Below are 24638 nucleotides of genomic sequence, written 5' to 3'. Positions count from 1 at the left end.
GTCCTAGTCGCCCGGCAGGACGAGCTTCACCGGGACGCAGGGCTCCACCTCGGCCCGGGTCGCGTAGAGCTCCACCGCGCGGGGCCGATCGGAGCCTCGCATGTTCTCGAAGGCGAGGACGTTGCCCGGCCGCAGCGTGAAGTCCCAGCTCTTCTGCATCGGGATGACGGGCATCCGATTGCCGTGCCTGTCGAGCCCCACCAGCGGGGTGACCTTGCTGCGCTCGCAGACATAGCCGGGATCGAGCACGGCAATGGTGACCTCGATGCCCCACGCGCCCACTTCGTCCGCGAGCCGGTGCTGGTCCCCGACGCTGATGAACTGGTCCTTGACGGTGAGCCTGACGCTGCCGTTCCCGAGGGGTTCCGTCGCGAAGGCCGTCGATTCGGCCGGCGAGCCGGGCACGGTCACCGTGGCGAGCCAGGCCGCCGCACAGGCCGCCACGACGACGGCGATCCGGCGGGCGGTGAGCAGGGGCCGCACGGAGGCCTTCGGCTCGCGCCGCTCGATCTCCTTCTGCAGCTCGTCCAGCAGCCGGTCCTCGAACGTGGTCCGCGTGCTCATGCTTCCCCCCTCGCGACGTACAACAGCGATGTGTCCGGCGCCCCCGCGCCCTCCCGCAGCGCCTTGCGCGCCCGGTGCAGCCGGACCCGGGCCGTGACCTGGCGGATGCCGAGCGCGGCGGCGGCCTCGGTGACCGTGAGCTGGTCCACCGCGATGAGTTCCATGACGGCCCGCTCGCCCTCGGGAAGCCGTGCGAGCGCGGCCAGGACGTGCCGGCCGGGGCTCTCCGCGTCGAGCCTGTCCTCGATCCGGGCGATGTCGTCGGGCTCCAGCAACCGCCGCCCGGAGATGCGCAGATCGCGTTCGGCCTCCCGCGCGACCCGACGCCGCTCCGAGGAGACGACGTTGCGCGCGATGCCGTACAGCCAGGCCGTCTCGCTGCCCAGGCGCGGCCGGTAGGTGTGGGCCGAGTCGAGGACGGCGAGGAAGATCTCGGCGGTCAGGTCGGCCGCGGTGTGGGGGTCGTCCACACGCCGGGCCACGAAGCGCATCACCGCGTCGACATGGCGCCGGTAGAACTCCTCGAAGAGCCGTGGGTCACGCACCGCCTCCGCCGGCCCGCCCCGTAACCGTTCCGCGTCATCCACAGATGTCCCCTTGTCGTCGGCGGCTCCCCCGCTTTCACCTGTACTTGGAACGGGACGCGAAAAGCGTTACAGCACGAGCCCTCGGAGCAGCTCAGAACGGATACCAGCGCACCGTCTCGTCCCCGTCCCGCAGCGAGGCCACCCGCCGCTCGAACTCGGCCAGGGCCTTGGGGTTGCTCGGCGCGTGCTGGGCCACCCACGCGCAACTCGCCGTCTCCCGGGCGCCCCGCAGCACGGCACAGCCCGACCACTCCCGCACGTCCCATCCGTACGCGGAGGTGAACGTGTCGTAGTCCGCCTCGGGCAGCCCGTACCGGTCCCGGGACAGGGCCATCACCACCAGATCGTGCTCGCGCAGATCCCCGGAGAAGGTCTCCAGGTCGACCAGGACGGGCCCGTCCGGGCCGACGTGGACGTTGCGGGGGAGGGCGTCCCCGTGGATCGGGCCAGGGGGGAGGTGGGGGGTGAGTGCGGCCGCGGCCACCGCGAACCCGTCGCGCCGCGCGCGCAGATACGCGGCGTCGGCCGGGTCGATCGCGTCGCCCGCGAGCCGCAGCCACCGTTCGACACCGCCCAGCAGCTCACGGGGCGGCAGGGTGAAGGGCGGCGCGGGCAGGGCGTGCACGAGTCGCAGCAGGTCGGCCAGATCCCGTGGTTCGGCGGGCCGTACGGCCTCCGGCAGCCGGTGCCACACCGTCACCGGGTGCCCCTCGACCAGCAGCGGCTTGGTCTCGGCGGCCCGGACCGCCGGCACGCCCGCCTCCGCGAGCCATACGGCGACGGCCAGCTCCCGGCGTGCCCGGTCTAGGAGTTCGGCGTCGCGGCCCACCTTGACGACGAGGTCACCGGCGGCGAACACCGCGTTCTCGCCCAGGGCGAGCAGCCGTGCCTCCCGTACCGGGACGGGCAGTACGCCCGCCGCGGCCAGTACGTCCCGCGCCCGTGTCTCGTCCATCGTTCGGCCTCCCAGCCTCGTGTCCGTCCACCCATACGGTCCGCGGGCCGATCCGTGTGCCTGTCCGCGTACGCGTCCGCGAACGGTGGCGTGAATCCGCCACTGTTCTGTCCTGATCCCGACAACCGACCGACAGTCTCGCATTCGCACAGGTCGGACCGTGTGCGCGCTGCCTTGACGCGGCCCACCGCGTTCACGACCATGACGTGGGCCCGACGGGTCCGGCACGTCACGAGTCGTGCAAGGGAGCCGCTCACGTGACATGGGTGACCGCGACGAAGCGGTCGGCGCAGGGGCCACCACGGGCCGACGGGGGCCGGCGGCCCGTCGACCACGGGGCCTGGTTCCTGGTGCTGCCCGCGCTGATCCCGATCCTGCTGCTGAGTGTGGGACCCCTGCTCTACGGGATCCTGCTGGCCTTCACCGACGCACAGTCGGGTCGCACCCGCTCTGCCCAGTGGATCGGCACCCTCAACTTCCAGGACCTGCTGCACGACACGCTGTTCTGGGAGTCGTTCCGGATCGGTCTGGTCTGGGCGGTCGGGGTGACGGTCCCGCAGTTCCTGCTCGCGCTCGGCCTCGCCCTGCTGCTCAACCAGGACCTGAAGCTGCGCTGGCTGGCCCGCGCCCTGGCGATCATCCCGTGGGCGATGCCCGAGGTGGTCGTCGGGGTGATGTGGCGGCTGGTCTACAACCCGGACGCCGGTGTCCTCAACGAGACCCTGCGCGACCTCGGCCTCGGCGACGGCCGCGACTGGCTGAGCGGCCTCGGTACCGCCCTGCCCGCGGTGATCGTCGTCGGCGTCTGGGCGGGCATGCCCCAGACGACGGTCGCCCTGCTCGCCGGTCTCCAGAACACCCCGCGCGAACTCCACGAGGCGGCCGCGATGGACGGCGCCGGTGCCTGGCGCCGCTTCCGCACGGTCACCTGGCCCGCGCTGCGGCCGGTCGCCCTCGCGATCACCGCGCTCAACTTCATCTGGAACTTCAACAGTTTCGCCCTGGTCTACGTCCTGACCAGCGGCGGCCCCGGCGGCCGCACCCGGCTGCCCATGCTCTTCGCCTACGAAGAGGCCTTCCGCTACGGCCAGTTCGGCTACGCGGCGGCGATGGGCTGTGTGATGGTCGCGCTGCTCTCGGTCCTGCTCGCCCTCTTCCTGGTGGGCCGGCTCAGGGGAGGCGAGGACACATGAGGACCCGCACCGGAGGCACGAGGACCAGCACCGGCGGCCGGATCGGCCAGTACGCGGCGCTGCTCGCGTACCTCGTCTTCCTCGCCTTCCCCTTCCTCTGGCTCGTCTCCATCGCCTTCAAGTCGCCGCGGGAACTGGGCAGTCTGCACCCGACCTGGTTCCCCCGGGAGCCCACGCTCGACAACTTCCGGCAGGCCTTCGACGAACAGCCGCTGCTGCGGGCCGCGGGCAACTCCCTGCTCGCCGCGCTCGGCGCCGCCCTGATCGCCGTACTGATCGCGACCCCGCTCGCCTACGTCATGGCCCGGCACCGCACCCGGCTCGCGAAGGCCGCGACGGGGTGGGTGGTGGTCAGCCAGGCGTTCCCGCTGGTGCTGGTGATCATCCCGCTGTTCCTGGTGCTGAAGAACCTGGGGCTGATCAACTCCCTGCCGGGGCTGGTGCTGGTGTACGTGGTGTGGGCGCTGCCGTTCTCGCTGTGGATGCTCGTCGGATACGTCCGTGCCGTGCCCACCGAACTGGAGGAGGCGGCGGCGGTCGACGGGGCCGGGCGGCTGCGGACCCTGGTGTCGGTGACGGCGCCGCTGCTCGCGCCGGGGATCGTGGCGACGGCCCTGTTCGCTTTCATCACGGCGTGGAACGAGTTCTTCTTCGCGCTGGTGCTGCTGAAGACGCCCGAGAAGCAGACCCTGCCGGTCGTCCTCACCCACTTCATCGGCGCGGAGGGCGTCGCCGACCTCGGACCGCTGGCCGCGGCCGCCTTCCTGGCGACCCTGCCCTCCCTGGTCGTCTTCGCGGTCATCCAACGACGGATCACGGGCGGCATGCTCGCCGGGGCGGTGAAGAGCTGATGCGTATCAAAATCGCGAGTGCCCTCGCCCTGGTCCTGCTCCTCGCCGGCTGCACGAGCGGCGGCGACCAGGACGCCGGCGGCCCGGTCACCCTCCGGTTCCAGTCCCTGGCCTGGCAGGAGGAGTCCGTCGAGGCCAACCAGGAACTGGTGAAGGAGTGGAACGCCACCCATCCGGACGTCAAGGTCGAGTACGTCCAGGGCAGTTGGGACAGCGTCCACGACCAGCTGCTCACCTCCTTCGAGGGCGGCGAGGCGCCCGACATCATCCACGACGCCTCGGACGACCTCGCGGACTTCGCCTACGGCGGCTACCTCGCCGATCTCACCGATCTGCTGCCCGCCCGCCTCAAGTCCGACATCCCGCAGCGCAGTTGGGAGACGACCACCTTCGGCGAGGGCGTCTACGGCGTCCCCTTCCTCCAGGAGCCGCGCGTCCTCATCGCCAACGCCGAGTGGCTGGCGGAGTCCGGCGTCCGGATTCCCACCCCTCAACGCCCGTGGAGCTGGCCGGAGTTCAGAAGCATCACCGATCGGCTCAGCTCCGGCGACGGCAAGTACGGTGTCGCCTGGCCGTTGAAGGAGCCCGTCTCCGCCACGCTCAACCTGTCCCTGTCGGCGGGCGGCCGGCTCTTCCACCGGGGCGCGGACGGCAAGGTGACGATCCGCTTCGAGGCGGCGGACGAGACCGTGCCGAGGACGATCCACGACCAGGTGAACGCCGATCACAGCGCCTCGCCCACCACGCTCGGCAGCGGCGGCTCGGACACCCTGCCCGGCTTCTTCGGCGGCAGGTACGCGATGGTGCCGCTCGGCTTCTCCTACCGCCAGCAGATCGCCCAGCAGGCGCCGAAGGGCTTCCGGTGGCAGGTGCTGCCCGCCCCGGCCGGTGCCGACGGGCTCGCCCAGGGGGTCAGCCCGCAGACCCTGTCCGTCGCGGAGGACAGCCCGCACAAGAAGGAGGCCGTCGCGTTCATCGACTTCCTCCTCCGGCCGCAAAACATGGTCCGGCTGGCCCTGGGCGACTGGATGCTGCCCACCGGTACGCAGGCGCTGAAGGACCCCGCCCTGCACACCGCGAAGGACGGCTGGGCGACCGGCACCGCCCTCGCCGCGCACCTGCGCTCGGCGCCCGCGCAGTCCGTACGCGGCTATCCCGAGTGGAAGGACAAGGTCGCCACGCCCGCGTTCCAGGAGTACTACAGCGGGGCGATCGGACCGGGCGAGCTGCGCGAACGCCTGGAGGACGACGGCAACCTGGTCCTCGCCCGCTACCAGCGCTGAGAGCCTGTGCCACCTCACCGGGCCGGGCGCCTCAGGGCACCGCCGGCCCGGTGAGGTACGTCCCGTCCTCGTCGTAGGGCCAGACATTGGGCTCGCACCCCTTCATGCCCTTGATCTGCTGCATCATCGCGGGCGCCGGCTTCCCCGGGCCGGGGCAGGTGACATGGCCGTGGCCGAGGAAGTGGCCGACCTCATGGTTGATGATCAGCGCCCGGTAGGCCGGTACGTCGTCGGCGTAGACGGGGGTGGCCAGTTCCCAGCGCTTGAGGTTGACCATGACCTGGTGGCCGACGCTGCAGTTGACCTCGCCGCCGGTGTTCAGCCCGTACTTCGCGCAGATCCTGTCCACGGTCGTGGGCGTCGCGACCCGGACGACGAAGTCGACGGTGCCGCCCGACACCCGGCGAAAGGCCGACCGGCCGTCCGCGGTCCAGCCGCGCCGGTCGGCCAGGACGCGCTCCACCTGCTCGGCGACGTCCGCGGCGGACAGCTTCAGGCCGTCCTCGACCTCGACCCGGTAGCGCAGCGGCGTCCCGGCCCCCACCGTGGCGCTCCCACCGGACGCGGTGGTGAACGTGCCGGGGCCGGAGTCCGGGATGACGGGCCGCTTCGGGGACGGGCTCGCGGACGGCCCGGTCGACGCGCCGCTCGATGCCCCGGCCGACGGCCCGCTCGACGGCCCGGCACCGCCACCGTCCCCCGCACCCGCACCCGCACCGGCATCGGCGGCGATGCCCCGCTCCTCACCGGACCCTGCCCCGGCCCCGGCCCCGGGTTCCGCCCCCGACGTCCAGCCCACGGCTGCGAACCCGGCGGCCCCCAGGAGGACCACCATGCTCAGGCCTCCCCACAGCGTCCCCTTCCTTCCCTTCCGTCCGCGGGCGGGGGCGTGCGAGGGGCCGCCGTTCCTGCGGCGCCGGGTGCGGGACGGAGTTGCTCGGTGCGCGGTCATGGTCGTAGAGGCTGTGACCGGGATGTGATCGGATCTGGCCCGGATGATAACGAACACGTAACGGCCCCCGCGTATGATCATCCGGTAACAGACCCCCGGCCCTGTGAAGGATCTGCGGATACTGGGCGCATGCCACGCGTTCTGCTGATCGAAGACGACCGTGCCGTGCGGGAGGCGGTCGCCCTCGCCCTGCGCCGCCAGAGCCACGAGGTCTCCGCCGCCGTGACCGGCGAAGAAGGGCTGGAGCGGCTGCGGAGCTTCCGGCCGGACGTCGTGGTGCTGGACCTGATGCTCCCCGGGATGCCCGGCCTGGACGTGTGCCGGGGGATGCGTGCCCTCGACCAGACGCTGCCGATCATCATGGCGACCGCGCGGGGCGACGACGAGGACATCGTCGTAGGGCTGGAGGCCGGGGCGGACGACTACGTGGTCAAGCCGGTGCAGGCGCGGGTGCTGGAGGCGCGCATCCGGGCCGTGCTGCGGCGGGCCGGGGGCTCGCTCGCCGACGCCGGCATACCGAAGATCGACACGTACGGCGATCTGGCCGTAGACCGGGCCGGACTCTCGGTGACCCGGCGGGGCGAACCGGTCCCGCTCGCCCCCTCCGAACTGCGGCTGCTGCTCACGCTGTCCGCCTCGCCGGGCCAGGTGTTCAGCCGGCAGCAGTTGCTGCAGGCGGTCTGGGAGCACAGCTACCACGGGGACGCGCGTCTGGTGGACGCCTGCGTCAAGCGGCTGCGCGCCAAGATGGGCGAGCCCCCGCGCGAGCCCCGCTACATCCAGACCGTGCGCGGCTTCGGCTACCGGTTCGTCTCCCGGTGAGGCCGGCGGTTCGGCCCCCGGGAAGAGCGCGGGCCCGGTTCGGAGCCCCGCAACTGCGCGGCCTGCGGGTGCGGTTGGTGATCGCGTTCGCCCTCGTCGCCGCGGTCACCGCCGCGACCACCGGCGCCCTGACCTTCCGGGAGGCGCGCACGGGCGTGCTCCAGCAGAGCCAGGACGCCGTGATCAAGCTGCTGCGCACCCACGTCGACCGGCTCGCCCCCGACCTCGCCTTCCCGCCCCGCGAACTCGACCTGAGGCGGCTCGCGACCGACGTGGCCGCCGCCGAACCGGCCGGAACCTGGCGGGTGTCGGTCCGCTACGGCGACCTGCGGGCGGCCTCGGACGTCGACCACCCGTTCGAGGAGGTGACGCCCGCCCTGCGCCGGGCCGTCGACTCCAGCCGGGCCACCGTGTTCCAGCGCGTGCGCACCGGCGACCACACCTCCCTCGTCGTCGGCATGTCGGTGACCTTCGACGCGTCCGGCGGAGGACACGCGGCCCCCTCGGGGATCCAGGTCTTCCTGTCGGTGCCGCAGACGACGGAGGCCGCGTACGTCGACGAACTGGTCACCGCCGTCGAGCGGGCCACCGTGCCCGCCCTCGGACTCGCCGTCCTGCTCGCGCTGCTCGCCGCCCGCGGGGTGCTGCGCCCGGTGCGCGCGCTGCGGCGGGCCACCCGCAGCATCGCCGAGGGACGGCTGGACACCCGGCTCGCGGTGGACGGCTCGGACGAACTGGCCGATCTGTCGCACACGTTCAACGAGACGGCCGCCGCTCTGGAGGAGTCGGTCGCCGAACTGCGGGGCATGGAGGCGCGGGCCCGCCGGTTCGCCGCGGACGTCTCGCACGAACTGCGCACCCCGCTGGCCGCGATGTCGGCGGTCACCGACGTCCTGGACGAGGACGCCGCCCGCCTCGACCCGGACACCGCCACCGCGGTCCGGCTGATCAGCGAGGAGACCGTGAAGCTGGCCCGGCTGGTGGACGACCTGATGGAGATCTCCCGTTTCGACGCGGGCGCGGCCGTGCTGCATCTGGACGAGATCGACCTCGCCGAGTCGCTGCGCAGCACGCTGGCCGCCCGCGCCTGGACCGACCGGGTGGAGACCGACCTGCCCCCGCCGGACGCGGTGCGCGGGCGCCTCGACCCGCGCCGCCTCGACGTGGTCGTCGCCAACCTGGTCGGCAACGCGCTGCGGCACGGGGCCCGCCCGGTCCTGCTGCGCCTGTACGGCGACGGTACGGGGGACCGTGCGGTCATCGAGGTGCTGGACAGCGGCCCCGGGATCCCGGCCGATGTGCTGCCGTATGTCTTCGAGCGCTTCTACAAGTCGGACTCGGCCCGCACCCGCACCGAGGGCAGCGGGCTCGGTCTCGCCATCACCGCGGAGAACGTCCGGGTGCACGGCGGCACCGTCCGGGCGGCCAACCGGCCGGAGGGCGGGGCCGTGTTCACCGTGGAACTCCCGCTGCGGCGGGACGCCATGGACAGGGAGAGTCCGGAGTGAGAGGCGTACGTCGGGCCGCGCTGCTGGTCGTCCCCGCCCTGTTCGCGCTCGTCTCCTGCGGTGTCCCGGAGACCGGCGTGGTGGAGGCGGGCGAACCCGCGGGCGGGGTGGTGCCGACGGTCCGGGTCTACCTCGTGGGGAGGGGCACCCTGGTCCCCGTCCCTCGCCGCACTCCCGCTCCGATCGAGGTCGACGTAGCCCTGGACATCCTGCTCCAGGGCCCGACCGAGGCGGAGAGGGCCAAGCGGCTGACCACCCGGCTGCCGCGGCTGACGCTCTTCCCGCGGTCCCTGGCCACCCCTCCGGTCACCGGTGCGCCGGAAGAGGCCGCGCCCTCGGTCGATGTCGTCGAGGTGACCACTCGGGGTAGTCGCGTGACCGTCCAAGTCGCCGCCTCGGAAGGGGAGTTGGACGGTCTGGCGGCCGACCAGCTGATCTGCACCGCGCTCGCCGCGCAGCATGCCGCCGACCCCCGCACCGAACCGAAGCCGGTGACCGTCAGAGGGGCGGAGGGCCGGGGCGTGAAGGGGACCGGCGCGAGCTGCCCGGAGTGAACTGCCCGGCGCGAGCTGCCCGGAGTGAGCGCACGGGGCGAGGCCGCGCTTTCCTGTTGCACGAGACGTCTCGTCTCGCGTACGATCCTCCCATGACCAGTCGCCCCGCGCACATCGCCATGTTCTCCATCGCCGCCCACGGTCACGTGAACCCGAGCCTGGAAGTGATCCGCGAGCTCGTCGCGCGCGGACACCGGGTCACCTACGCCATTCCGCCCCTGTTCGCCGACAAGGTCGCCGAGACCGGTGCCGAGCCCAAGCTCTGGAACTCCACGCTTCCCGGCCCCGACGACGACCCGGCGGCCTGGGGCACCACCCTCCTGGACAACGTGGAGCCCTTCCTCGCGGACGCCGTCCAGGCCCTGCCCCAGCTGATCGAGGCCTACGAGGGCGACGAACCCGACCTCGTGCTGCACGACATCACCGCCTACCCGGCGATGGTCCTCGCCCACCGCTGGGGCGTCCCCGCCATCTCCCTCTCCCCGAACCTCGTCGCCTGGGAGGGCGCCCAGGAGGAGGTCACCGAGCCGATGTGGGCCGAGCCGAAGCGGACCGAGCGCGGGCAGGCCTACTACGCCCGCTTCCGGGCCTGGCTGGAGGAGAACGGCATCACCCGGGACCCGGACACCTTCGTGGGCCACCCCGACCGCTCGATCGTGCTGATCCCCAAGGCGCTCCAGCCGAACGCCGACCGGGTGGACGAGAGCAGGTACACCTTCGTCGGCGCCTGCCAGGGCGACCGCGCCGCACAGGGCGACTGGCAACGGCCCGCCGACGCCGAGAAGGTGGTGCTCGTGTCGCTGGGGTCCTCCTTCACCAAGCGGCCGGCCTTCTACCGGGAGTGCGTCCGGGCCTTCGGCGAGCTGCCGGGCTGGCACCTGGTGCTCCAGGTCGGCAAGCATGTCGACCCCGCTGAGCTGGGCGACGTACCCGAAGGTGTCGAAGTGCGCTCCTGGGTACCGCAGTTGGCGGTCCTCAGGCAGGCCGACCTGTTCGTCACGCACGCCGGCGCGGGCGGCAGCCAGGAGGGACTGGCCACGGCCACGCCGATGATCGCCGTACCGCAGGCCGTGGACCAGTTCGGCAACGCGGACATGCTCCAGGGGCTCGGGGTCGCCCGGCGCCTCGACACGGAGGAGGCGACCGCCGAGGCGTTGCGGGAGGCCGCCCTCGCGCTCGTCGACGACCCCGAGGTCGCGCGGAAACTGAAGGAGATCCAGGCCGGGATGGCCCACGAGGGCGGCACGCGGCGGGCGGCCGACCTCATCGAGGCCGAACTGCCCGGGGCATGAGCGAGCGGGGTAAACGGAAGCCCGCTATGCACATCGTGAGTGATCCAGCGCGGTGCGCGACCGGCGTATTAGGCTGCCCGACGATCAAGGGCAGCGCGCCGGACCGCCGCACCGGCGCCGGGCGTTGCCACCTCAACGGGAGGACTGTCACATGCGTCTGCTCAAGACCAAGGCCGCGGGTGTCATGCTCGCGGCAATGGGGCTCACTTTCTCGCTCTCCAGCCCCGCGAGCGCCTGGACCTACGGCGCGTACGAGGGCGGAGGCTACGGCGCGTGGCAGCAGGACCCGTCCGGGGACGTCAAGGGCGACTCGTTCCAGGCGTGCGACATCAAGTCCGACGGCTACGCCATCTACGTCCGCATCGACATAGGCAGAGACGGCGACTTCGACTCCTCGGTCACCACCTCGGGGAACTACGCGCCCTACTGCACCCTGTGGAAGTACCTCGACCTGCCCGAGGGCACCCCGATCCGGATGTACATCTACAAGTCCAACTCCAGCGGCCACCACAACCCGGTCTGGAAGGACGGCACCGCCTGAGCGACGGCTGAACGGTGAGGGCCCGTTGGTACCCCGGTCACCAACGGGCCCTCGTTCAGGGAGGGTTGAACCTCAGAAGCGGGTTCAGACCTTGACTCGCTCACCCTCGTCGTCCCGGGCCGCGGGTGCCACCACGGCGTCCGCGGCCTCGTCGTGGGTCAGGTCCGGCAGCCGGTGCAGCCACTTCGGCAGGTACCAGTTGCGCTCGCCGAGCAGCGCCATCACCGCCGGGAGCAGCACGCCCCGGATGATCGTCGCGTCAATGAGCACCGCGGCCGCCAGGCCCACGCCCATCTGCTTCATGGACTGCATGGACAGCGTCCCGAAGATGGCGAACACGGCGACCATGATGACCGCGGCACTGGTGACCACGCCGGCGGTGGTGACCACCCCGTGCTGGATCGCGTCCTTGGTCGTCCGGCCGCGCAGCCGCGCCTCGCGGATCCGGGAGACCACGAACACGTGGTAGTCCATCGACAGGCCGAACAGGATCACGAACAGGAACAGCGGCAGCCAGGTGATGATGGCGCCGACGCCCTCCGCGCCCACCAGCGACGCGCCCCAGCCGTGCTGGAAGACGGCGACGAGGATGCCGTAGGCCGCGCCGACGGACAGCAGGTTCAGCACGATCGAGGTGATCGCGATCGTCAGCGAGCGGAACGACAGCAGCATCAGCGCGAAGGCGAAGACCACGACGAACGCGAACACCGGGACCACCGCTCCGGCCAGCTGGTCGTTGAAGTCCTTCGACCCGGCGACCTGCCCGGTGATCGGCGCCTCGACGCCGTCCACCTTGCCAAGAGTCGCGGGCCGCACGTCGTCGCGCAGCTTGTCCAGGCTCGCGCCCGCCTTGTCCAGGTCGGAACCGCCGACCAGCGGGACGTACACGAAGGCGATGTTCTGCTCGTCGTGCAGCTTGATCTCCACCGGGCCGCGCGAGGCGCCCGAACTGATCGCCCGCTCACGGAAGTCGGCCAGCGCCGACTGCACCTCGGGAGCGTTGATGTTGTCGGCCTTGACGACCACCTCGGCCGGCTCGGAGCCGCCCGGGAAGGCGTCGTTGACCCGGTTGTAGGTCTGCACGATCGGCAGCGAGTCGCCGAACTCCTGGTCCAGCGTGAGGTTCTGGGTCTTCATGCCGACCGCGGGAGCCGCGATCGCCAGCAGCGCGCCGGCCGCCACCACGACCGACAGGACGGGCCGGGCGAGCACGCCCTTGAGGACGGCCGTCCAGAAGCGGCTGTCGCCGTTGCCGTTCCGCTTGCGGCGGCGCAGGAAGGGGATACGGCCCTTCTCGACCCGCTCGCCCAGCAGCGAGAGCAGCGCCGGAAGCACCGTCACCGACCCGACCATGGCGACCGCCACGACCATCAGGGACGCCAGGCCCATCGCCTCGAACTCGGCGAGCCCGGTGAACAGCATGCCCGCCATCGCCACGCACACCGTGACACCGGAGACCACGATCGCGCGGCCACTGGTGGCGGCGGCCACCCTCAGCGCGGTCTGGGGGTCCCGGCCGGCCTCGCGCTCCTCGCGCTCACGGCGCAGGTAGAACAGGCAGTAGTCGACACCGACGGCCAGACCGACCAGCAGCATCACGGAGTTGGCGGTCTCGCTCATCGGCATGACATGGCTGACGAGGCCCATCAGACCCATCGTCGCCATGATCGCGGTGACCGCCAGCAGCACCGGCAGCAGGGCCGCCACCAGCGCGCCGAAGGCGATGAGCAGGATGCCGAGGGCGACCGGTACGGCGGAGTACTCGGCCTTCTGGAAGTCGTCGCCGAACGCGTCGTCGAACGTCTTCATCATGCTGGCGCCGCCGATCTCCTCGATCCGCAGCGACCCGTGGTCCTTCTGGACGTCCTCGACGGCGTTCAGCACCGGCTCGACCCGCTCACCGGCGGTGTCGGACTCGCCGCGGATGTCGAACTGCACCAGCGCGCTGCGGCCGTCCTTGGAGATGGTGTCCGTGTCGTACGGTGAGGTCACGTCGGTGACCTCACCGGTGGCGCCCACGGCGTCCATGACCGCGGTGACCGCGGCGCGGAACTCGGCGTCCGTGGCCTTGACGCCACCGTCCTTGGACTGGATCAGGACCGTCTCACTGGCCGGTTCCTCGATCCCGGCGTCCTTGATGATCTGGGCGGCGGTGTGCGTCTCACCCGGCAGCCCCTCACTCTGGTCGACGTCGACCCGGCCGGCCGCCGAACCGAGCCCCATCGCCAGGACGACGAACAGCACCCATATGCCGACGGCAGCCCATCGGTGCCGGGCGCTCCAGCCCCCGGCCCGGGCGGCCAGGCCCCGCACCCGTATCTCTCCGTTCCCCATGATGGGCTTGCCCCCTCGTGAGCGGTGGCAGCCCCCTGCCGCCACCTTTCGTTTCGAAGGTATGGGCTGGATAAAGCCATCTCCTCCTGCTGCCCGGTGAAGCCGCGCGGGCCGGAATCATCCCCCTGGACCCCGGTCCCTCCCCACTGGGGAGGAGGCGGCCCCTTACATCTACTTGGGGCCTGTTTGTTATTACAAAACCTTGTTGAATAAGTCACAGCTACGCCGATCAGTTGCCGCGTCCCCTCCGCATCGGCCAGAGTTTCGCGCGTTCCACCCCCACGAAAGCCGGCCGTCGTGCCCACCCCCACGGGGCACGACGGCCGTTTTATCGTGTGCGGATGACGACATATGCGGCACTGCTGCGCGGGATCAACGTGGGTGGCAGCAGGAAGGTCCCGATGGCCGATCTGCGCGGGTTGCTGGAGGATCTCGGCCACACCGACGTGCGCACCTATCTCCAGAGCGGCCAGGCCACCTTCGCCGTCGACCACGGGGACGAGGAGTCGCTGGCCGCCGAGGTGGCCGGGGCCATCGAGAAGCGGTTCGGGTTCCCCGTCGACGTGATCGTGCGCGACCACGCGTATCTCAGGGCGATCGCCGACGCGTGCCCCTTCCCGGCCGCCGAACTGGAGGGCAAGCAGCTCCACGTCACCTACTTCTCCGCACCGGTCGACGCGGCCCGCTTCGCGGAGATCGACCAGGCCGCCCACCTCCCCGAGGAGTTCCGCCTCGGCGACCGCGCGCTGTACCTGTACGCCCCCGACGGCCTGGGCCGCTCCAAGCTCGCCGAGGTCCTGTCGCGGCCCCGCCTCACCAAGGGCGTCATCGCCACCAGCCGCAACTGGAACACCGTCCTCAAGCTGGTGGAGATGACCGATGGCTGACCATGACACCGACATCGATGCGGCCGTCCGGGGCGAGCTGCGCCTGCTCGACCCCGAGGTGCGCCGCTCGGCGGACCTGCTCGGGGCGCTGCTGCACCCCGAGTTCCACGAGTTCGGCTCGTCGGGGCGCCGCTGGGACCGGGCCTCGGCCCTGGCCCGCCTGCCGACGGGCACCGACCCGGCGGGCGCCCGCCACCGGGTCGTCACCCCGATCACCGGCACCCGGCTGGCCCCCGACGTCGTCCATCTGACCTTCGACACCGAGTACGACGGCGTCCTGGCGCACCGCAGTTCGCTGTGGCGGCTGACCGACGTGGGGTGGCAGATGTGGTTCCACCAGGGCACGCCGTTCAGAGCCTGTCTTTGAACCCCCGCCTGCGCCCCGACGCCCGGCACGCACGCCGATCGCACGCACCGACCGCCGCTGCGCCCGCGCTGCGCGCGGACGACGGGGGTTCAAAGACAGGCTCTCAGCCCTGAGCAAGCGTGACCCTCCGGTCGCCCAGATAGGGCGTGTACGAGACGATCTCGGCCGGGACCGCCAGGCGCGGATCCGTGGAGAGCCGCCGCCAGTCGTCCTCGGTGCGGGCCGCGGCGACCGCGTCGGCCGCCGCGAGGTCGTCGGCGGTGAGCGGGGCCCGGCCGAGGAACTCGGGGCCCCAGCCGTCCCAGGGGAGGAGCTCGACGCCGTTCAGGGCGGCGAGATCGCGGACGACATTGCCGCGCACGAACCACAGGCCCTTGAGCCAGTCGCTGCCGCCGAGCCCGAAGGTCTCCGGATCGGCTCCCTCCTCGCGGCACATCCGCCACGCGTCCCCGGCCACCAGGAACTGGTCACGCGGCACGTCCATGGGGTCGAAGGGCAGCTCGTACTCGTGGTGCGTCTGGGCGTCGGCCAGCCGCCACCCGCCGTCCGGCAGGCGGTACTCGGTCACCCAGTGGTCCTCGTGGAAACCCTCCACGAAGTACCCGGCGAACCCGCACCGCGGGCGCGCCGGCGTCCCCGTCGCCCGCAGCAGCGAGCAGTGCAGCAGCGAGAAGTCCCGGCAGGTACCCACGAACCGCCCCTCGGGCGGCCGCCGTTCGGTCAGCGGCCCGTCCCCGCGCTCCCGCAGGATCCGCAGGATCTCGCGCACGTACCGCGACTCCGCGTCCTCGTGCAGGCGTTGCTCGGGAACGGTGTAACCGAAGAGCTGTCCCTCGCCGCGGTGGATGATCAGATCCCGCACCACGCGGGCGAGTTCGCCGGGGTCGCGCGGCAGATCGTCGAGACCGAGACCGAGACCGAGACCGAGACCGAGATCGCCGGGATCGCTGTACGGCGTCTGCTTCAGGTAGTCGTCCATGGCGAGGAGGCTCGACCCTGCCCCGGGGGCAAGGTCAACCCCGGGTGTCAGGCCGGTTCGCCCCGCCATTCCCCACCCCGCCCGGCCCACCGCACCGCCGGGCCCACCGCGAGGCCGGCCGCCGCGAACAGCACGCCGAGCACCGCCCAGCCCACCGCCCCGTGCTGGATCGCCGTCACCGTGACGAGCGCCGGGCCCGCCATCATGCCCGCGGACATGCCCGCGCCGAACACCCCCTGGTACACCCCGTGCGCGCGGGCGTCGGCGAGCTCGTAGCCGAGGGTCCAGCCGCCGGCCGCGGACAGCACCTCCGCGAGGACCTGCACGATCGCGCCGACGGTCAGTGCGAGCACCGCCCACACGGGGGAGAGGCCCGCCGACACCGCGTACACCGCGCAGGCCGCCGCCAGCAGCAGCCCGGACCAGCCCATCGCCCGTACCGCCGACGGCACCTGGGAGGCGCGCCGGGCCACCCGCACCTGGAGCACGGCCACCAGCACACAGTTCACGATCATCAGCAGGGCCGCCGTCCAGCGCGGCGCCTCGGTCCGTTCCACGATCCACAGCGGCAGACCGACCTCGGCCATCGTGTACTGCACGACCAGGACGGCGTTCAGCACGGTCACCGAGAGGTACGGCAGGTCCCGCACCGCGCGCCACGGACCGCCCTCGGCCGGTGCGGCGGCCGACGCCCGCTCCACGGCGTGCGGTGCCAGCGGCAGCCGCCGTACCAGCAGGGCGGGCGCCAGGAAGGACACCGAGTTGACCAGAATGACCGTCACATAGGCGCCCCGCGAGTCGAGTTGGAGCGCGATCGCGCCGAACACCCCACCCACGGCCATGCCGACGTTCGTCACCATCCGCAGATACGCGCGCGCCTCCACCCGGGTCGCCGCGGGCAGCACGTCCGCGTAGATCGCGCCCTGCACCCCGCGGCTCGCCATCTGGAGCCCGGTCGCGCAGACCACCGCGACGAGGAACCCGGCGTAGGAATGCACCAGCGTGTACGCGGCCGTCGCGAACCCGGTCCCCGCCCACAGCACCGCACCCGTCTGCCGGGCGCCCCACCGGTCCGCGGCCCGCCCGGCCGGCACCCCCGCCGCCACGCCGACCAGCCCCGCGACCGTCATCCCGAGCCCGACCGAGGTCGCGTCGAGACCGACGATCCGGGTGAAGTACAGGGCGCCCAGCGGGAAGTAGAGGCCGTTGCCCAGGGAGTTGAGGACCGTCAGCAGGGTCGCGCGGCGCAGGCCGGGGTCGGCGGGGAGGAGGCCGGCGGCGCGGGTGGCCCGCGGCGACCGGGGAGACGTGGTGGGTGTCGTGGTCATGCGGACAGCCAATCCGCAGTCCGGAGCCACCGGCATTGATTTAGTCTGGGACTCAATGATCGAGTTCCGTTTCGCCGTCGGCGACCTGGCGACCACCTCCTTCGCGTACTCCCCGCTGCAGGAGGCGGTGTTCTCCCTGCGCTCCCTGCGCGACCCGGCCCGCTACCCCCATCACCGGCCGTGGCTGCGCCGGATCCGCCCCCGTCTCGACAGCCTCGACCGCGAGGTGCTCACCGTCCTCGCCGCGCCCTGGCTGTGGGTCCCGGACTTCCTCACCCCGCGCCCGGAACGCGCCCGCCCCTCCTTCGCCGACGAACTGGACCGGCTCCGCCGCACCCCGCCGGAGATCGTCGTCGCGGGCTTCCGCGCCACCTACCGGACCGAGGCGGAGCTGCCGCCCGTCGTCGCCCGCGGTCTCACCGCGCCGGACGCGTTCCTCGCCCGGATCGCGGACGCCGTCGACGCCTACTGGCACACCTGCCTGGCCGCCGACTGGTGGCCGCGGGTGCAGAGCATCCTGGAGGCCGACATCGCCCATCGCGGACAGGTGCTGGCGGAGCGGGGCGCCGGTGCGCTGCTGCCCGGCCTCGACGAACGGCTGACCTGGACGGGCAGCGAACTACGCCTGTCCACCCGGGACTTCGTGCGACCGGCCCCCTGGGCCGACGTGAGCATCGACGGGCGGGGCCTGGTGCTGCTGCCGACCCTGTTCGCCCGGGGCGCCCAGCCGCTGATCGACCCGTCACTGCCCCCGGTGCTCATGTATCCCGCCCGCGGCCGCGCCACGCTCTCCGAGACCCCGCCCCCGGTCACCGACGACGCCCTCGCCCGCCTCCTCGGCCGCCCCCGGGCCCGTCTCCTGCTGCTCCTGACCGAACCCGCCTCCACCACGGAACTCGCCCACCGCCTCGACGTCACCCCGGGCGCGATCAGCCAACACCTCGCGGTCCTCTACGACGCGGGACTGCTCAGCCGCACGCGGAGTGGGCGGGTGGTGCGGTACGCGCGTACGCGGCTCGGCGACGAACTGTGCCGTTAGGCCGGGCAGTTGCGCGTATCAGGCCCCCACAGCCGCCAGCACCGGCCTGCGCGCCGCCTCGTACCGTTGCACCAGCACCCGCGCCACCTCCGGCGCCGGCCCCAGCACGTCCGCGAGGACGTCCGCCTCCGCCGCGCCCCGCGCGATGCGGTCCGGCAGGAAGCCGGGGGCGAGGACGTACGGCGCGACGGCGATCTTCGCGCAGCCCAGGGCGCGCAGTTCCCGTACCGCGTCCTCGGTGCGGGGAAGGGCGGCGGAGGCGAACGCAGGCCGCACGGCGCACCAACCGGTGTGCCGCCACTCCCGCGCGATGTCAGCGATCACTGCGATCGCCTCCGGGTCGGTGGACCCCGCCGAGGCCAGCACGACCCCGGTCGAGGACTTGTCGGCGGGGGTCAACCCCGCCTCGTACAACCGCCGTTCGAGGGCGGCGAGCAGCAACGGCGAGGGGCCGAGCACCTCCGCCTGCCGGATCCTCAGCTGCGGCGGCGCGTCCCGCAGGACCGCGGGGATGTCCGCCTTCGCGTGGAACGCGCGGGTCAGGAGCAGCGGGAGCGCCACGACGTCCCGGACGCCCTCCGCCGCCAGGGACTCCAACACCCCTTGCACCGACGGGATGTTGAAGTCCAGGAAGCCCGTCTCCACCCGTACGTCGGGGCGCAGGGAGCGCACCCGGCGGACGAGGGCGTGCACCGTCGCGGCGTGCCGCGGGTCGCGGCTGCCGTGGGCGATGACCAGGAGGACGGGCTTGTTCACCATGTGTCTCAGCTCTTCACCAGCAGACCGCGGCTGCGCAGCACCCACCGCTCCAGCGGACTGAAGATCAGCAGGTCGATGGCGATACCGACGAACAGGATGAGCAGGATGGCGAGGAAGACCGTCGCCATGCTGCTGTTGGTGCGGCCCACCTCAAGAAGCTGGCCGAGGCCCACGCCCAGGTCGGGCGCCTTCGCGATGATCTCCGCGGCCATCAGCGAGCGCCAGGAGAACGCCCAGCCCTGCTTCAGACCGGCCACATAGCCGGGCAGCGCGGCCGGCATCACGATGTGCCGGATGCCCTGGAAGCCCGTGGCCCCCAGTGTCCGCCCCGCACGCAGGAACAGCGGCGGCACCTGGTCCACGCCGGACACCAGGCCGTTGGCGATCGAGGGCACCGCGCCGAGCAGGATGACCGCGTACATCATCTCGGGCCGCAGACCGAGCCAGATCACGGCGGCCGGCACCCAGGCCACCGACGGCAGCGACTGGAGGCCGGACAGGATCGGGCCGATCGCCGCGCGCACGAACTTCACCCGGGCCACGATCAGGCCGAGCGGCGTGCCGATGAGCAGCGCGAGCGCGAAGCCGAACAGGCCCCGCGAGACGCTCGTCCAGATGTAGTCGAGCAGCGTGCCCTTCAGCCAGGCGTCCTCCACCTCGGCCCACACCGCGCCGGGGGAGGGCAGCTTCGTCGGGTCGTCGACGATCTTCAGGGAGATCAGTCCCTGCCAGACCACCAGGACCACGGCGATCGCGATGATCGGCGGCAGGATCTTCTCGCGGAAGGTCTGCCGGAACGGAGGCCGGCCGGCGACCTGGCTCTCCAGCGCGTCGAGGCCCGCCTCGATGCTGCCGGAGTCCTCCTTCGTGCCGGTCTCAGTGCTGGCCATGTCGGCGGATCTCCCCACGCAGTACTTCGGTGATCTCGACGGACAGTTCCGCCACGGGCGCGTCCTCGATACGGCGCGGCTGCGGGATGTCGACCGTCCACTCGCGCGCGATCCGGCCGGGCCGGGAGGACAGCAGGATGACGCGCTGCGCGAGCCGCACGGCCTCGCGCACGTTGTGCGTGACGAAGAGGACGGAGAGCCCCGTCTCCTCCCACAGCCGGGTCAGCTCGTCGTGCAGCACGTCACGGGTGATGGCGTCGAGCGCCGCGAAGGGCTCGTCCATCAGCAGCAGCTTGCTCTCCTGCGCGAGCGCGCGGGCCAGCGCGACGCGCTGGCGCATACCGCCGGACAGCTCGTGCACCCGCTTGCCGTACGCGCCCTTGAGCCGGACGAGTTCGAGCAGGGCGTCGGCCTTGTCGCGGCGCTCGTTCTTCGGAACTCCCCTGAGCTTGAGGGCGAGTTCGATGTTCTTGCCCGCGGTCAGCCACGGGAAGAGGGCGTGCTCCTGGAACATCAGGGCGGGGCGGCCGTCCGTCGTGATGGCACCGGCGGTGGGCTTGTCGAGCCCCGCCACCAGGTTCAGCAGGGTGGACTTGCCGCAGCCCGAGGCCCCCAGGAGGGTGACGAACTCGCCGGGCGCGACATCGATGGTGATGTCGTCCAGCACGAGCTGTTGCCCGGCGGGGCCCGCGAACGACTTCGAGACGTGCTCGATCCGGGCGGCATGGGTGACCGCGACGGTGTCGTCGGCGGCCTTGGCGAACGTCGTGGCCATGGTCGTCACCTCCTGGGAAGTCATCGGGTCTTCGAATCAGCTCGTGCCGAGACCGGCGTCGTCGACCGTGTTCCCACCCTCGGCCTTGAGGACCTTGTTGAGCAGGGTGAGGTCGTAGATGCCCTTGAGGTCGGGCTTCTTCAGCAGGCCCGCCTTCACCGCGTGCTCCGCCTCGGTGTTGAGGGTGGAGGCCAGCGGGTCGTTCGTGAACTGGATGGACTTCCAGGCCGGGTCCAGGACCTTGGCCGGCAGCGCCTTGCCCGAGTCGGCCTCCAGCTGCGCGTTCGCCGCGGCCTTCGCCTGGTCCGGGTTGGCGTTGATCCACTTGTTGGCCTCGACCGAGGCCTTCAGCACCGCCTCGACCGCCTTGGGGTGCTTCTTGAGGAAGTCCTGCCGCACGATGATGTTCGTGATCACGAACTTCTTGTCCGGCCACAGGTCGGCCTCGTCCAGCAGCACCTTCGCGCCTTCGGCGACCAGCTTGGACGCGGTCGGTTCGGGCACCCAGGCGCCGTCGATGGAGTCGGACTTGTAGGCGTCCGGGACGACCGAGTTCTCGGTGCGGATCACCGAGACGTCGCCCTTTCCGCTGTCCGCGTCGACCTTCCAGCCCTGCTCCGCGATCCAGTTGAGGAACGCCACGTCCTGCGTGTTGCCGAGCTGCGGGGTGGCGATCTTCTTGCCCTTGACGTCCTTGAGGGACTTGATCTTCTCCGGGTTGACCACGAGCTTCACACCGCCCGAGGCGGAACCGCCGATGATCTTCAGGTTCTTGCCCTGGGACGCGGTGTAGCCGTTGATCGCGGGGGAGGGGCCGATCCATCCGATGTCGATGGAGTCGGAGTTGAGGGCCTCGATCTCGGAGGGGCCCGCGTTGAAGATCTGGTACGCGGCCTTGGTGGCCCCCAGCTCCTTCTGGAAGAAGCCCTTGTTCGCACCGACCAGCGCGGTCCCGTGCGTCAGGTTGCCGAAGTAGCCGATGCGGACGGAGTCCAGCCCGTCGATCTTCTTCGCCCCGGCGGCGACCTTGACGGTGTCGTCGTCCTTCGCCTGGGAGCCGTAGCCGCAGGCGGCCAGGGTGAGGAGCGGGAGCGCGGCTATGACCGCGAAGGTGCGGCGAAGAGCGGGTTTGGCAGGCACGGGAGGTGTTCCTCTCGGAGGCCCGGCGGTCACGGTGTCTCAGGTCGTGGCCGGGAGGTCGGCAGGTCTGCGTCTACGGCTGTGGGGGGTGAGGGCGCGCGAGCGGTGCGCGTACGTCAGCACGCACATCGCGCCACTCCGCCCTGCCCGCTGCCGAGAGCACCGCTGCCGACGCGGCCGCCCTCCTTCGCGAACGTGGAGTAGTAGTCGGTGGAGTTCATGTCAGAAGTCCCACCCGTCGTCCTCGGACTCGTCCTTGACGGGCTCCGGGGAGGCGAACGACTCGCCGACCATGCCCGCGGTGAGCGTGGTGCCGTCGCTGGGGTCGATCAGGATGAAGGAGCCGGTGCGGCGCGAGTCGGCGTAGGAGTCGACCGGCAGCGGCTCGGCGGTGCGGATCTTCACCCGGCCGATGTCGTTGGCGACGAGCTGTCCCGGATGCGGGTGCAGGGACAGGTCGGAGAGGGTCAGCCGGGACGGGATGTCCTTGACGATCGCCTTCACCGTGCGGGTGCCGTGCTTGAGCAGCACGCGGTGGCCGACGGTGAGCGGGGCGTCGGCGACATGGCACACCGTCGCCTCGATGTCCTGCGTGGTCGGCGGCGCGTCCTTGCTGGGCACGATCAGGTCGCCGCGCGAGATGTCGATGTCGTCCTCCAGCAGGAGGGTGACCGACTGGGTGGTCCAGGCGACGTCGACCGGCTCGCCTAGCAGGTCGATGCCGGAGATCTTGGTGGAGCGGCCCGAGGGCAGCACGGTGACCTGCTCGCCGACGCGGAAGGAACCGGCCGCGATCTGACCGGCGTAGCCCCGGTAGTCGGGGTGCTCGGCGGTCTGCGGGCGGATCACGTACTGCACGGGGAGGCGGGCGTGGCAGTGGCTCAGGTCGTGGGCGACCGGGACCGTCTCCAGGTGCTCCAGGACGGTCGGACCGCCGTACCAGTCCATGTTCGCCGAGGCGTCCACCACGTTGTCGCCGGCCAGCGCCGAGATCGGGATCGCGGTGACCTCCGGGACGCCCAGCTCCAGCGCGTACGCCGTGAACTCCTCGGCGATCGCGGCGAAGACGGACTCCTGGTAGTCGACCAGGTCCATCTTGTTGACGGCGAGGACGACGTGCGGGACACGCAGCAGCGCGGCCAGGGCGGCGTGCCGGCGGGTCTGCTCCACGACGCCGTTGCGGGCGTCGATGAGGATCACCGTCAGCTCGGCCGTGGAGGCACCCGTCACCATGTTGCGGGTGTACTGCACGTGACCGGGCGTGTCGGCGAGGATGAACCGGCGCTTGGGCGTGGCGAAGTAGCGGTAGGCCACGTCGATGGTGATGCCCTGCTCCCGCTCGGCCCGCAGGCCGTCGGTGAGCAGCGCGAGGTCCGGGCCCTCGGCGCCGCGGCCGGCGGAGGCGCGCTCGACGGCCTCCAGCTGGTCGGTGAGGATCGACTTGGAGTCGTGCAGCAGCCGTCCGACGAGGGTCGACTTGCCGTCGTCGACCGAACCGGCGGTCGCGAAACGCAGCAGGGTCGTCTCGGTGAGTTCCGTGGTCGTGGTCATGGCTAGAAGTACCCCTCGCGCTTGCGGTCTTCCATCGCGGCCTCGGACATCTTGTCGTCGGCGCGGGTGGCGCCGCGCTCGGTCAGCCGGGAGGCGGCGATCTCGGTGATGACCTGCTCCAGCGTCACGGCGTCGGAGTCCACGGCACCCGTGCAGGACATGTCACCGACGGTCCGGTAGCGCACCAGGCGCTTCTCGACCCGCTCGCCGTCCTTGGGCCCGCCCCACTCGCCCGCGGTCAGCCACATGCCGGCCCGCGCGAACACCTCACGCTCGTGCGCGAAGTAGATCTCCGGCAGTTCGATGCCCTCGCGGGCGATGTACTGCCACACGTCCAGCTCGGTCCAGTTGGACAGCGGGAAGACGCGCACGTGCTCGCCGGGGGCGTGGCGGCCGTTGTACAGGTTCCACAGCTCGGGGCGCTGGCGGCGTGGGTCCCACTGGGAGAACTCGTCCCGCAGCGAGAACACCCGCTCCTTGGCGCGGGCCTTCTCCTCGTCGCGGCGGCCGCCGCCGAAGACCGCGTCGAACCGCTCCGCCTGGATCTTCTCCGTCAGCGGCAGGGTCTGGAGCGGGTTGCGGGTGCCGTCGGGACGTTCCTTGAGCACACCGCGGTCGATGTAGTCCTGGACGGAGGCCACATGCAGGCGCAGTCCGTGCTTGGCGACCGTGCGGTCCCGGTACTCCAGCACCTCGGGAAAGTTGTGCCCGGTGTCGACGTGCAGCAGCGAGAAGGGGATCGCGGCGGGCGCGAACGCCTTCAGCGCCAGGTGCAGCATGACGATGGAGTCCTTGCCGCCGGAGAACAGGATCACCGGCCGCTCGAACTCGCCCGCCACCTCGCGGAAGATGTGCACCGCCTCGGACTCCAGCGCGTCCAGGTGGGACAGGGCGTACGGGGAGTCCGTGCCCTCCTCCGTCGTGGCCACGGTCGTCGTCATGCCAGTCCCCTTTCGCTGAGCAGGGCGTACACCGAGGCCGCGGACTCCTGCACGGTCTGGTCCTGGGACTCGATGCGCAGGTCGGGTGACTCGGGCTCCTCGTAGGGGTCGTCCACACCGGTCAGCCCGGACAGTTCGCCCGCGGCCTGCTTGGCGTAGAGGCCCTTCACATCGCGTACGGAGCACACCTCGACCGGAGTCGCCACATGCACCTCCAGGTAGGCGGTCCCGCCCTCCTGGTGGCGCTTGCGGACGGCCTCGCGGCTGTCGGCGTAGGGCGCGATCACGGGGACGAGCACCTTGACGCCGTTGCGGGCGAGGAGCTCGGAGACGAATCCGATGCGCTGCACGTTGGTGTGCCGGTCCTCGCGGCTGAAGCCGAGGCCCGCCGAGATGAACTCGCGGATCTCGTCGCCGTCGAGCACCTCGACGAGATGGCCCTCCTCGCGCAGCCGGCCGGCCAGCTCGTACGCGATGGTGGTCTTGCCGGCACTCGGCAGACCCGTGAGCCAGACGGTGGCTCCGGTCGTCACGTGCAACTCCTCG

Annotated in this window: 25 protein-coding genes; 11 read left to right on the top strand and 14 right to left on the bottom strand. The window is 71.6% G+C overall.

The window, feature by feature from the left end; all coding sequences use genetic code 11:
- Positions 1–3: 3 nt before the first annotated feature.
- From K4B79_RS02910 to K4B79_RS02900, 3 genes are all read right to left on the bottom strand, one after another.
- Positions 4–564, bottom strand: coding sequence for a hypothetical protein (locus tag K4B79_RS02910; RefSeq protein ID WP_232024595.1), 561 nt, complete (start codon positions 562–564; stop codon positions 4–6).
- A complete protein-coding gene (locus K4B79_RS02905; RefSeq protein WP_232024594.1) occupies positions 561–1151 on the bottom strand; it encodes an RNA polymerase sigma factor in 591 nt (196 codons plus the stop codon). The genes K4B79_RS02910 and K4B79_RS02905 overlap by 4 nt, the downstream gene beginning before the upstream one ends.
- Before the next feature lie 91 nt (positions 1152–1242).
- Positions 1243–2106, bottom strand: a complete 864-nt coding sequence (locus K4B79_RS02900; protein WP_232024593.1) for a phosphotransferase enzyme family protein — start codon at positions 2104–2106, stop codon at positions 1243–1245.
- A gap of 257 nt (positions 2107–2363) precedes the next feature.
- Here K4B79_RS02900 and K4B79_RS02895 point away from each other — a divergent pair, with 257 nt between their 5' ends.
- The 3 genes from K4B79_RS02895 to K4B79_RS02885 are packed head-to-tail and all read left to right on the top strand — an operon-like array spanning position 2364 to position 5433.
- Entirely contained in the window at positions 2364–3299 is a 936-nt protein-coding gene (locus K4B79_RS02895; RefSeq protein WP_232024592.1) for a carbohydrate ABC transporter permease, read from the top strand.
- On the top strand, positions 3296–4150 hold the full coding sequence (locus K4B79_RS02890) for a carbohydrate ABC transporter permease (protein ID WP_232024591.1): 855 nt from the start codon (positions 3296–3298) through the stop codon (positions 4148–4150). The genes K4B79_RS02895 and K4B79_RS02890 overlap by 4 nt, the downstream gene beginning before the upstream one ends.
- Positions 4150–5433 carry an ABC transporter substrate-binding protein gene (locus K4B79_RS02885; protein WP_232024590.1) on the top strand — a complete coding sequence of 428 codons (1284 nt, stop codon included), beginning with the start codon at positions 4150–4152 and terminating at the stop codon, positions 5431–5433. The genes K4B79_RS02890 and K4B79_RS02885 overlap by 1 nt, the downstream gene beginning before the upstream one ends.
- Positions 5434–5464: 31 nt before the next feature.
- Here K4B79_RS02885 and K4B79_RS02880 read toward each other — a convergent pair whose 3' ends face one another.
- Positions 5465–6265, bottom strand: a complete 801-nt coding sequence (locus K4B79_RS02880; RefSeq protein ID WP_232024750.1) for a DUF3152 domain-containing protein — start codon at positions 6263–6265, stop codon at positions 5465–5467.
- Positions 6266–6514: 249 nt separating this feature from the next.
- Here K4B79_RS02880 and K4B79_RS02875 point away from each other — a divergent pair, with 249 nt between their 5' ends.
- The 5 genes from K4B79_RS02875 to K4B79_RS02855 all read left to right on the top strand — a co-directional run bounded on the left by K4B79_RS02875 (position 6515) and on the right by K4B79_RS02855 (position 11102).
- Positions 6515–7207, top strand: coding sequence for a response regulator transcription factor (locus tag K4B79_RS02875; RefSeq protein ID WP_232024589.1), 693 nt, complete (start codon positions 6515–6517; stop codon positions 7205–7207).
- A 77-nt stretch (positions 7208–7284) separates the two neighbouring features.
- Entirely contained in the window at positions 7285–8715 is a 1431-nt protein-coding gene (locus tag K4B79_RS02870) for a sensor histidine kinase (RefSeq protein WP_232024588.1), read from the top strand.
- Entirely contained in the window at positions 8712–9269 is a 558-nt protein-coding gene (locus K4B79_RS02865; protein ID WP_232024587.1) for a hypothetical protein, read from the top strand. Before K4B79_RS02870 ends, K4B79_RS02865 begins: the two co-directional genes overlap by 4 nt.
- 92 nt (positions 9270–9361) lie before the next feature.
- Positions 9362–10561 (top strand): macrolide-inactivating glycosyltransferase, encoded by a 1200-nt coding sequence (gene mgt, locus K4B79_RS02860; RefSeq protein ID WP_232024586.1) that lies wholly within the window; start codon positions 9362–9364, stop codon positions 10559–10561.
- Between the two features lie 151 nt (positions 10562–10712).
- Positions 10713–11102, top strand: a complete 390-nt coding sequence (locus tag K4B79_RS02855) for a hypothetical protein (RefSeq protein WP_232024585.1) — start codon at positions 10713–10715, stop codon at positions 11100–11102.
- An 84-nt stretch (positions 11103–11186) separates the two neighbouring features.
- Here the strand turns inward: K4B79_RS02855 and K4B79_RS02850 are convergent, their stop codons facing one another.
- Complete coding sequence (locus K4B79_RS02850; protein WP_232024584.1) at positions 11187–13436, bottom strand: MMPL family transporter; 2250 nt, start codon at positions 13434–13436, stop codon at positions 11187–11189.
- Between the two features lie 341 nt (positions 13437–13777).
- On the opposite strand from K4B79_RS02850, the gene K4B79_RS02845 reads away from it, so the two are divergent.
- Both K4B79_RS02845 and K4B79_RS02840 read left to right on the top strand, forming a co-directional pair.
- The gene (locus K4B79_RS02845; RefSeq protein WP_232024583.1) at positions 13778–14323 is read left to right on the top strand and encodes a DUF1697 domain-containing protein; all 546 of its coding nucleotides are present in this window, start codon (positions 13778–13780) and stop codon (positions 14321–14323) included.
- The gene (locus K4B79_RS02840) at positions 14316–14690 is read left to right on the top strand and encodes a nuclear transport factor 2 family protein (RefSeq protein WP_232024582.1); all 375 of its coding nucleotides are present in this window, start codon (positions 14316–14318) and stop codon (positions 14688–14690) included. Before K4B79_RS02845 ends, K4B79_RS02840 begins: the two co-directional genes overlap by 8 nt.
- Before the next feature lie 103 nt (positions 14691–14793).
- Here the strand turns inward: K4B79_RS02840 and K4B79_RS02835 are convergent, their stop codons facing one another.
- Both K4B79_RS02835 and K4B79_RS02830 read right to left on the bottom strand, forming a co-directional pair.
- Positions 14794–15669 (bottom strand): transglutaminase-like domain-containing protein, encoded by an 876-nt coding sequence (locus K4B79_RS02835; RefSeq protein ID WP_232024580.1) that lies wholly within the window; start codon positions 15667–15669, stop codon positions 14794–14796.
- A 47-nt stretch (positions 15670–15716) separates the two neighbouring features.
- Entirely contained in the window at positions 15717–16997 is a 1281-nt protein-coding gene (locus K4B79_RS02830; RefSeq protein ID WP_232024578.1) for an MFS transporter, read from the bottom strand.
- Between the two features lie 55 nt (positions 16998–17052).
- On the opposite strand from K4B79_RS02830, the gene K4B79_RS02825 reads away from it, so the two are divergent.
- Entirely contained in the window at positions 17053–18036 is a 984-nt protein-coding gene (locus K4B79_RS02825) for an ArsR/SmtB family transcription factor (RefSeq protein ID WP_232024577.1), read from the top strand.
- A gap of 18 nt (positions 18037–18054) precedes the next feature.
- Here K4B79_RS02825 and K4B79_RS02820 read toward each other — a convergent pair whose 3' ends face one another.
- From K4B79_RS02820 to cysC, 7 genes are all read right to left on the bottom strand, one after another.
- Positions 18055–18795: a sirohydrochlorin chelatase gene (locus K4B79_RS02820; RefSeq protein ID WP_232024575.1), complete on the bottom strand. Its 741-nt coding sequence runs from the start codon at positions 18793–18795 to the stop codon at positions 18055–18057.
- Positions 18796–18800: 5 nt separating this feature from the next.
- Positions 18801–19685 carry an ABC transporter permease gene (locus K4B79_RS02815; RefSeq protein ID WP_232024574.1) on the bottom strand — a complete coding sequence of 295 codons (885 nt, stop codon included), beginning with the start codon at positions 19683–19685 and terminating at the stop codon, positions 18801–18803.
- Positions 19672–20460 (bottom strand): ABC transporter ATP-binding protein, encoded by a 789-nt coding sequence (locus K4B79_RS02810; protein WP_232024572.1) that lies wholly within the window; start codon positions 20458–20460, stop codon positions 19672–19674. The genes K4B79_RS02815 and K4B79_RS02810 overlap by 14 nt, the downstream gene beginning before the upstream one ends.
- Before the next feature lie 36 nt (positions 20461–20496).
- Positions 20497–21600 (bottom strand): aliphatic sulfonate ABC transporter substrate-binding protein, encoded by a 1104-nt coding sequence (locus K4B79_RS02805; protein WP_232024570.1) that lies wholly within the window; start codon positions 21598–21600, stop codon positions 20497–20499.
- Between the two features lie 222 nt (positions 21601–21822).
- Positions 21823–23151, bottom strand: a complete 1329-nt coding sequence (locus K4B79_RS02795) for a sulfate adenylyltransferase subunit 1 (protein WP_232024568.1) — start codon at positions 23149–23151, stop codon at positions 21823–21825.
- A 2-nt stretch (positions 23152–23153) separates the two neighbouring features.
- Positions 23154–24092 (bottom strand): sulfate adenylyltransferase subunit CysD, encoded by a 939-nt coding sequence (gene cysD / locus K4B79_RS02790; protein WP_232024567.1) that lies wholly within the window; start codon positions 24090–24092, stop codon positions 23154–23156.
- Positions 24089–24625, bottom strand: coding sequence for an adenylyl-sulfate kinase (gene cysC / locus K4B79_RS02785; protein ID WP_232024565.1), 537 nt, complete (start codon positions 24623–24625; stop codon positions 24089–24091). Before cysC ends, cysD begins: the two co-directional genes overlap by 4 nt.
- Positions 24626–24638: the final 13 nt, after the last annotated feature.

The sequence above is a fragment of the Streptomyces lincolnensis genome (assembly GCF_021173675.1).
Lineage (GTDB): Bacteria > Actinomycetota > Actinomycetes > Streptomycetales > Streptomycetaceae > Streptomyces > Streptomyces lincolnensis_B.
The sequence above is the reverse complement of the archived record's forward strand: the minus strand, read 5'-3'. Positions and strand labels throughout refer to the sequence as shown.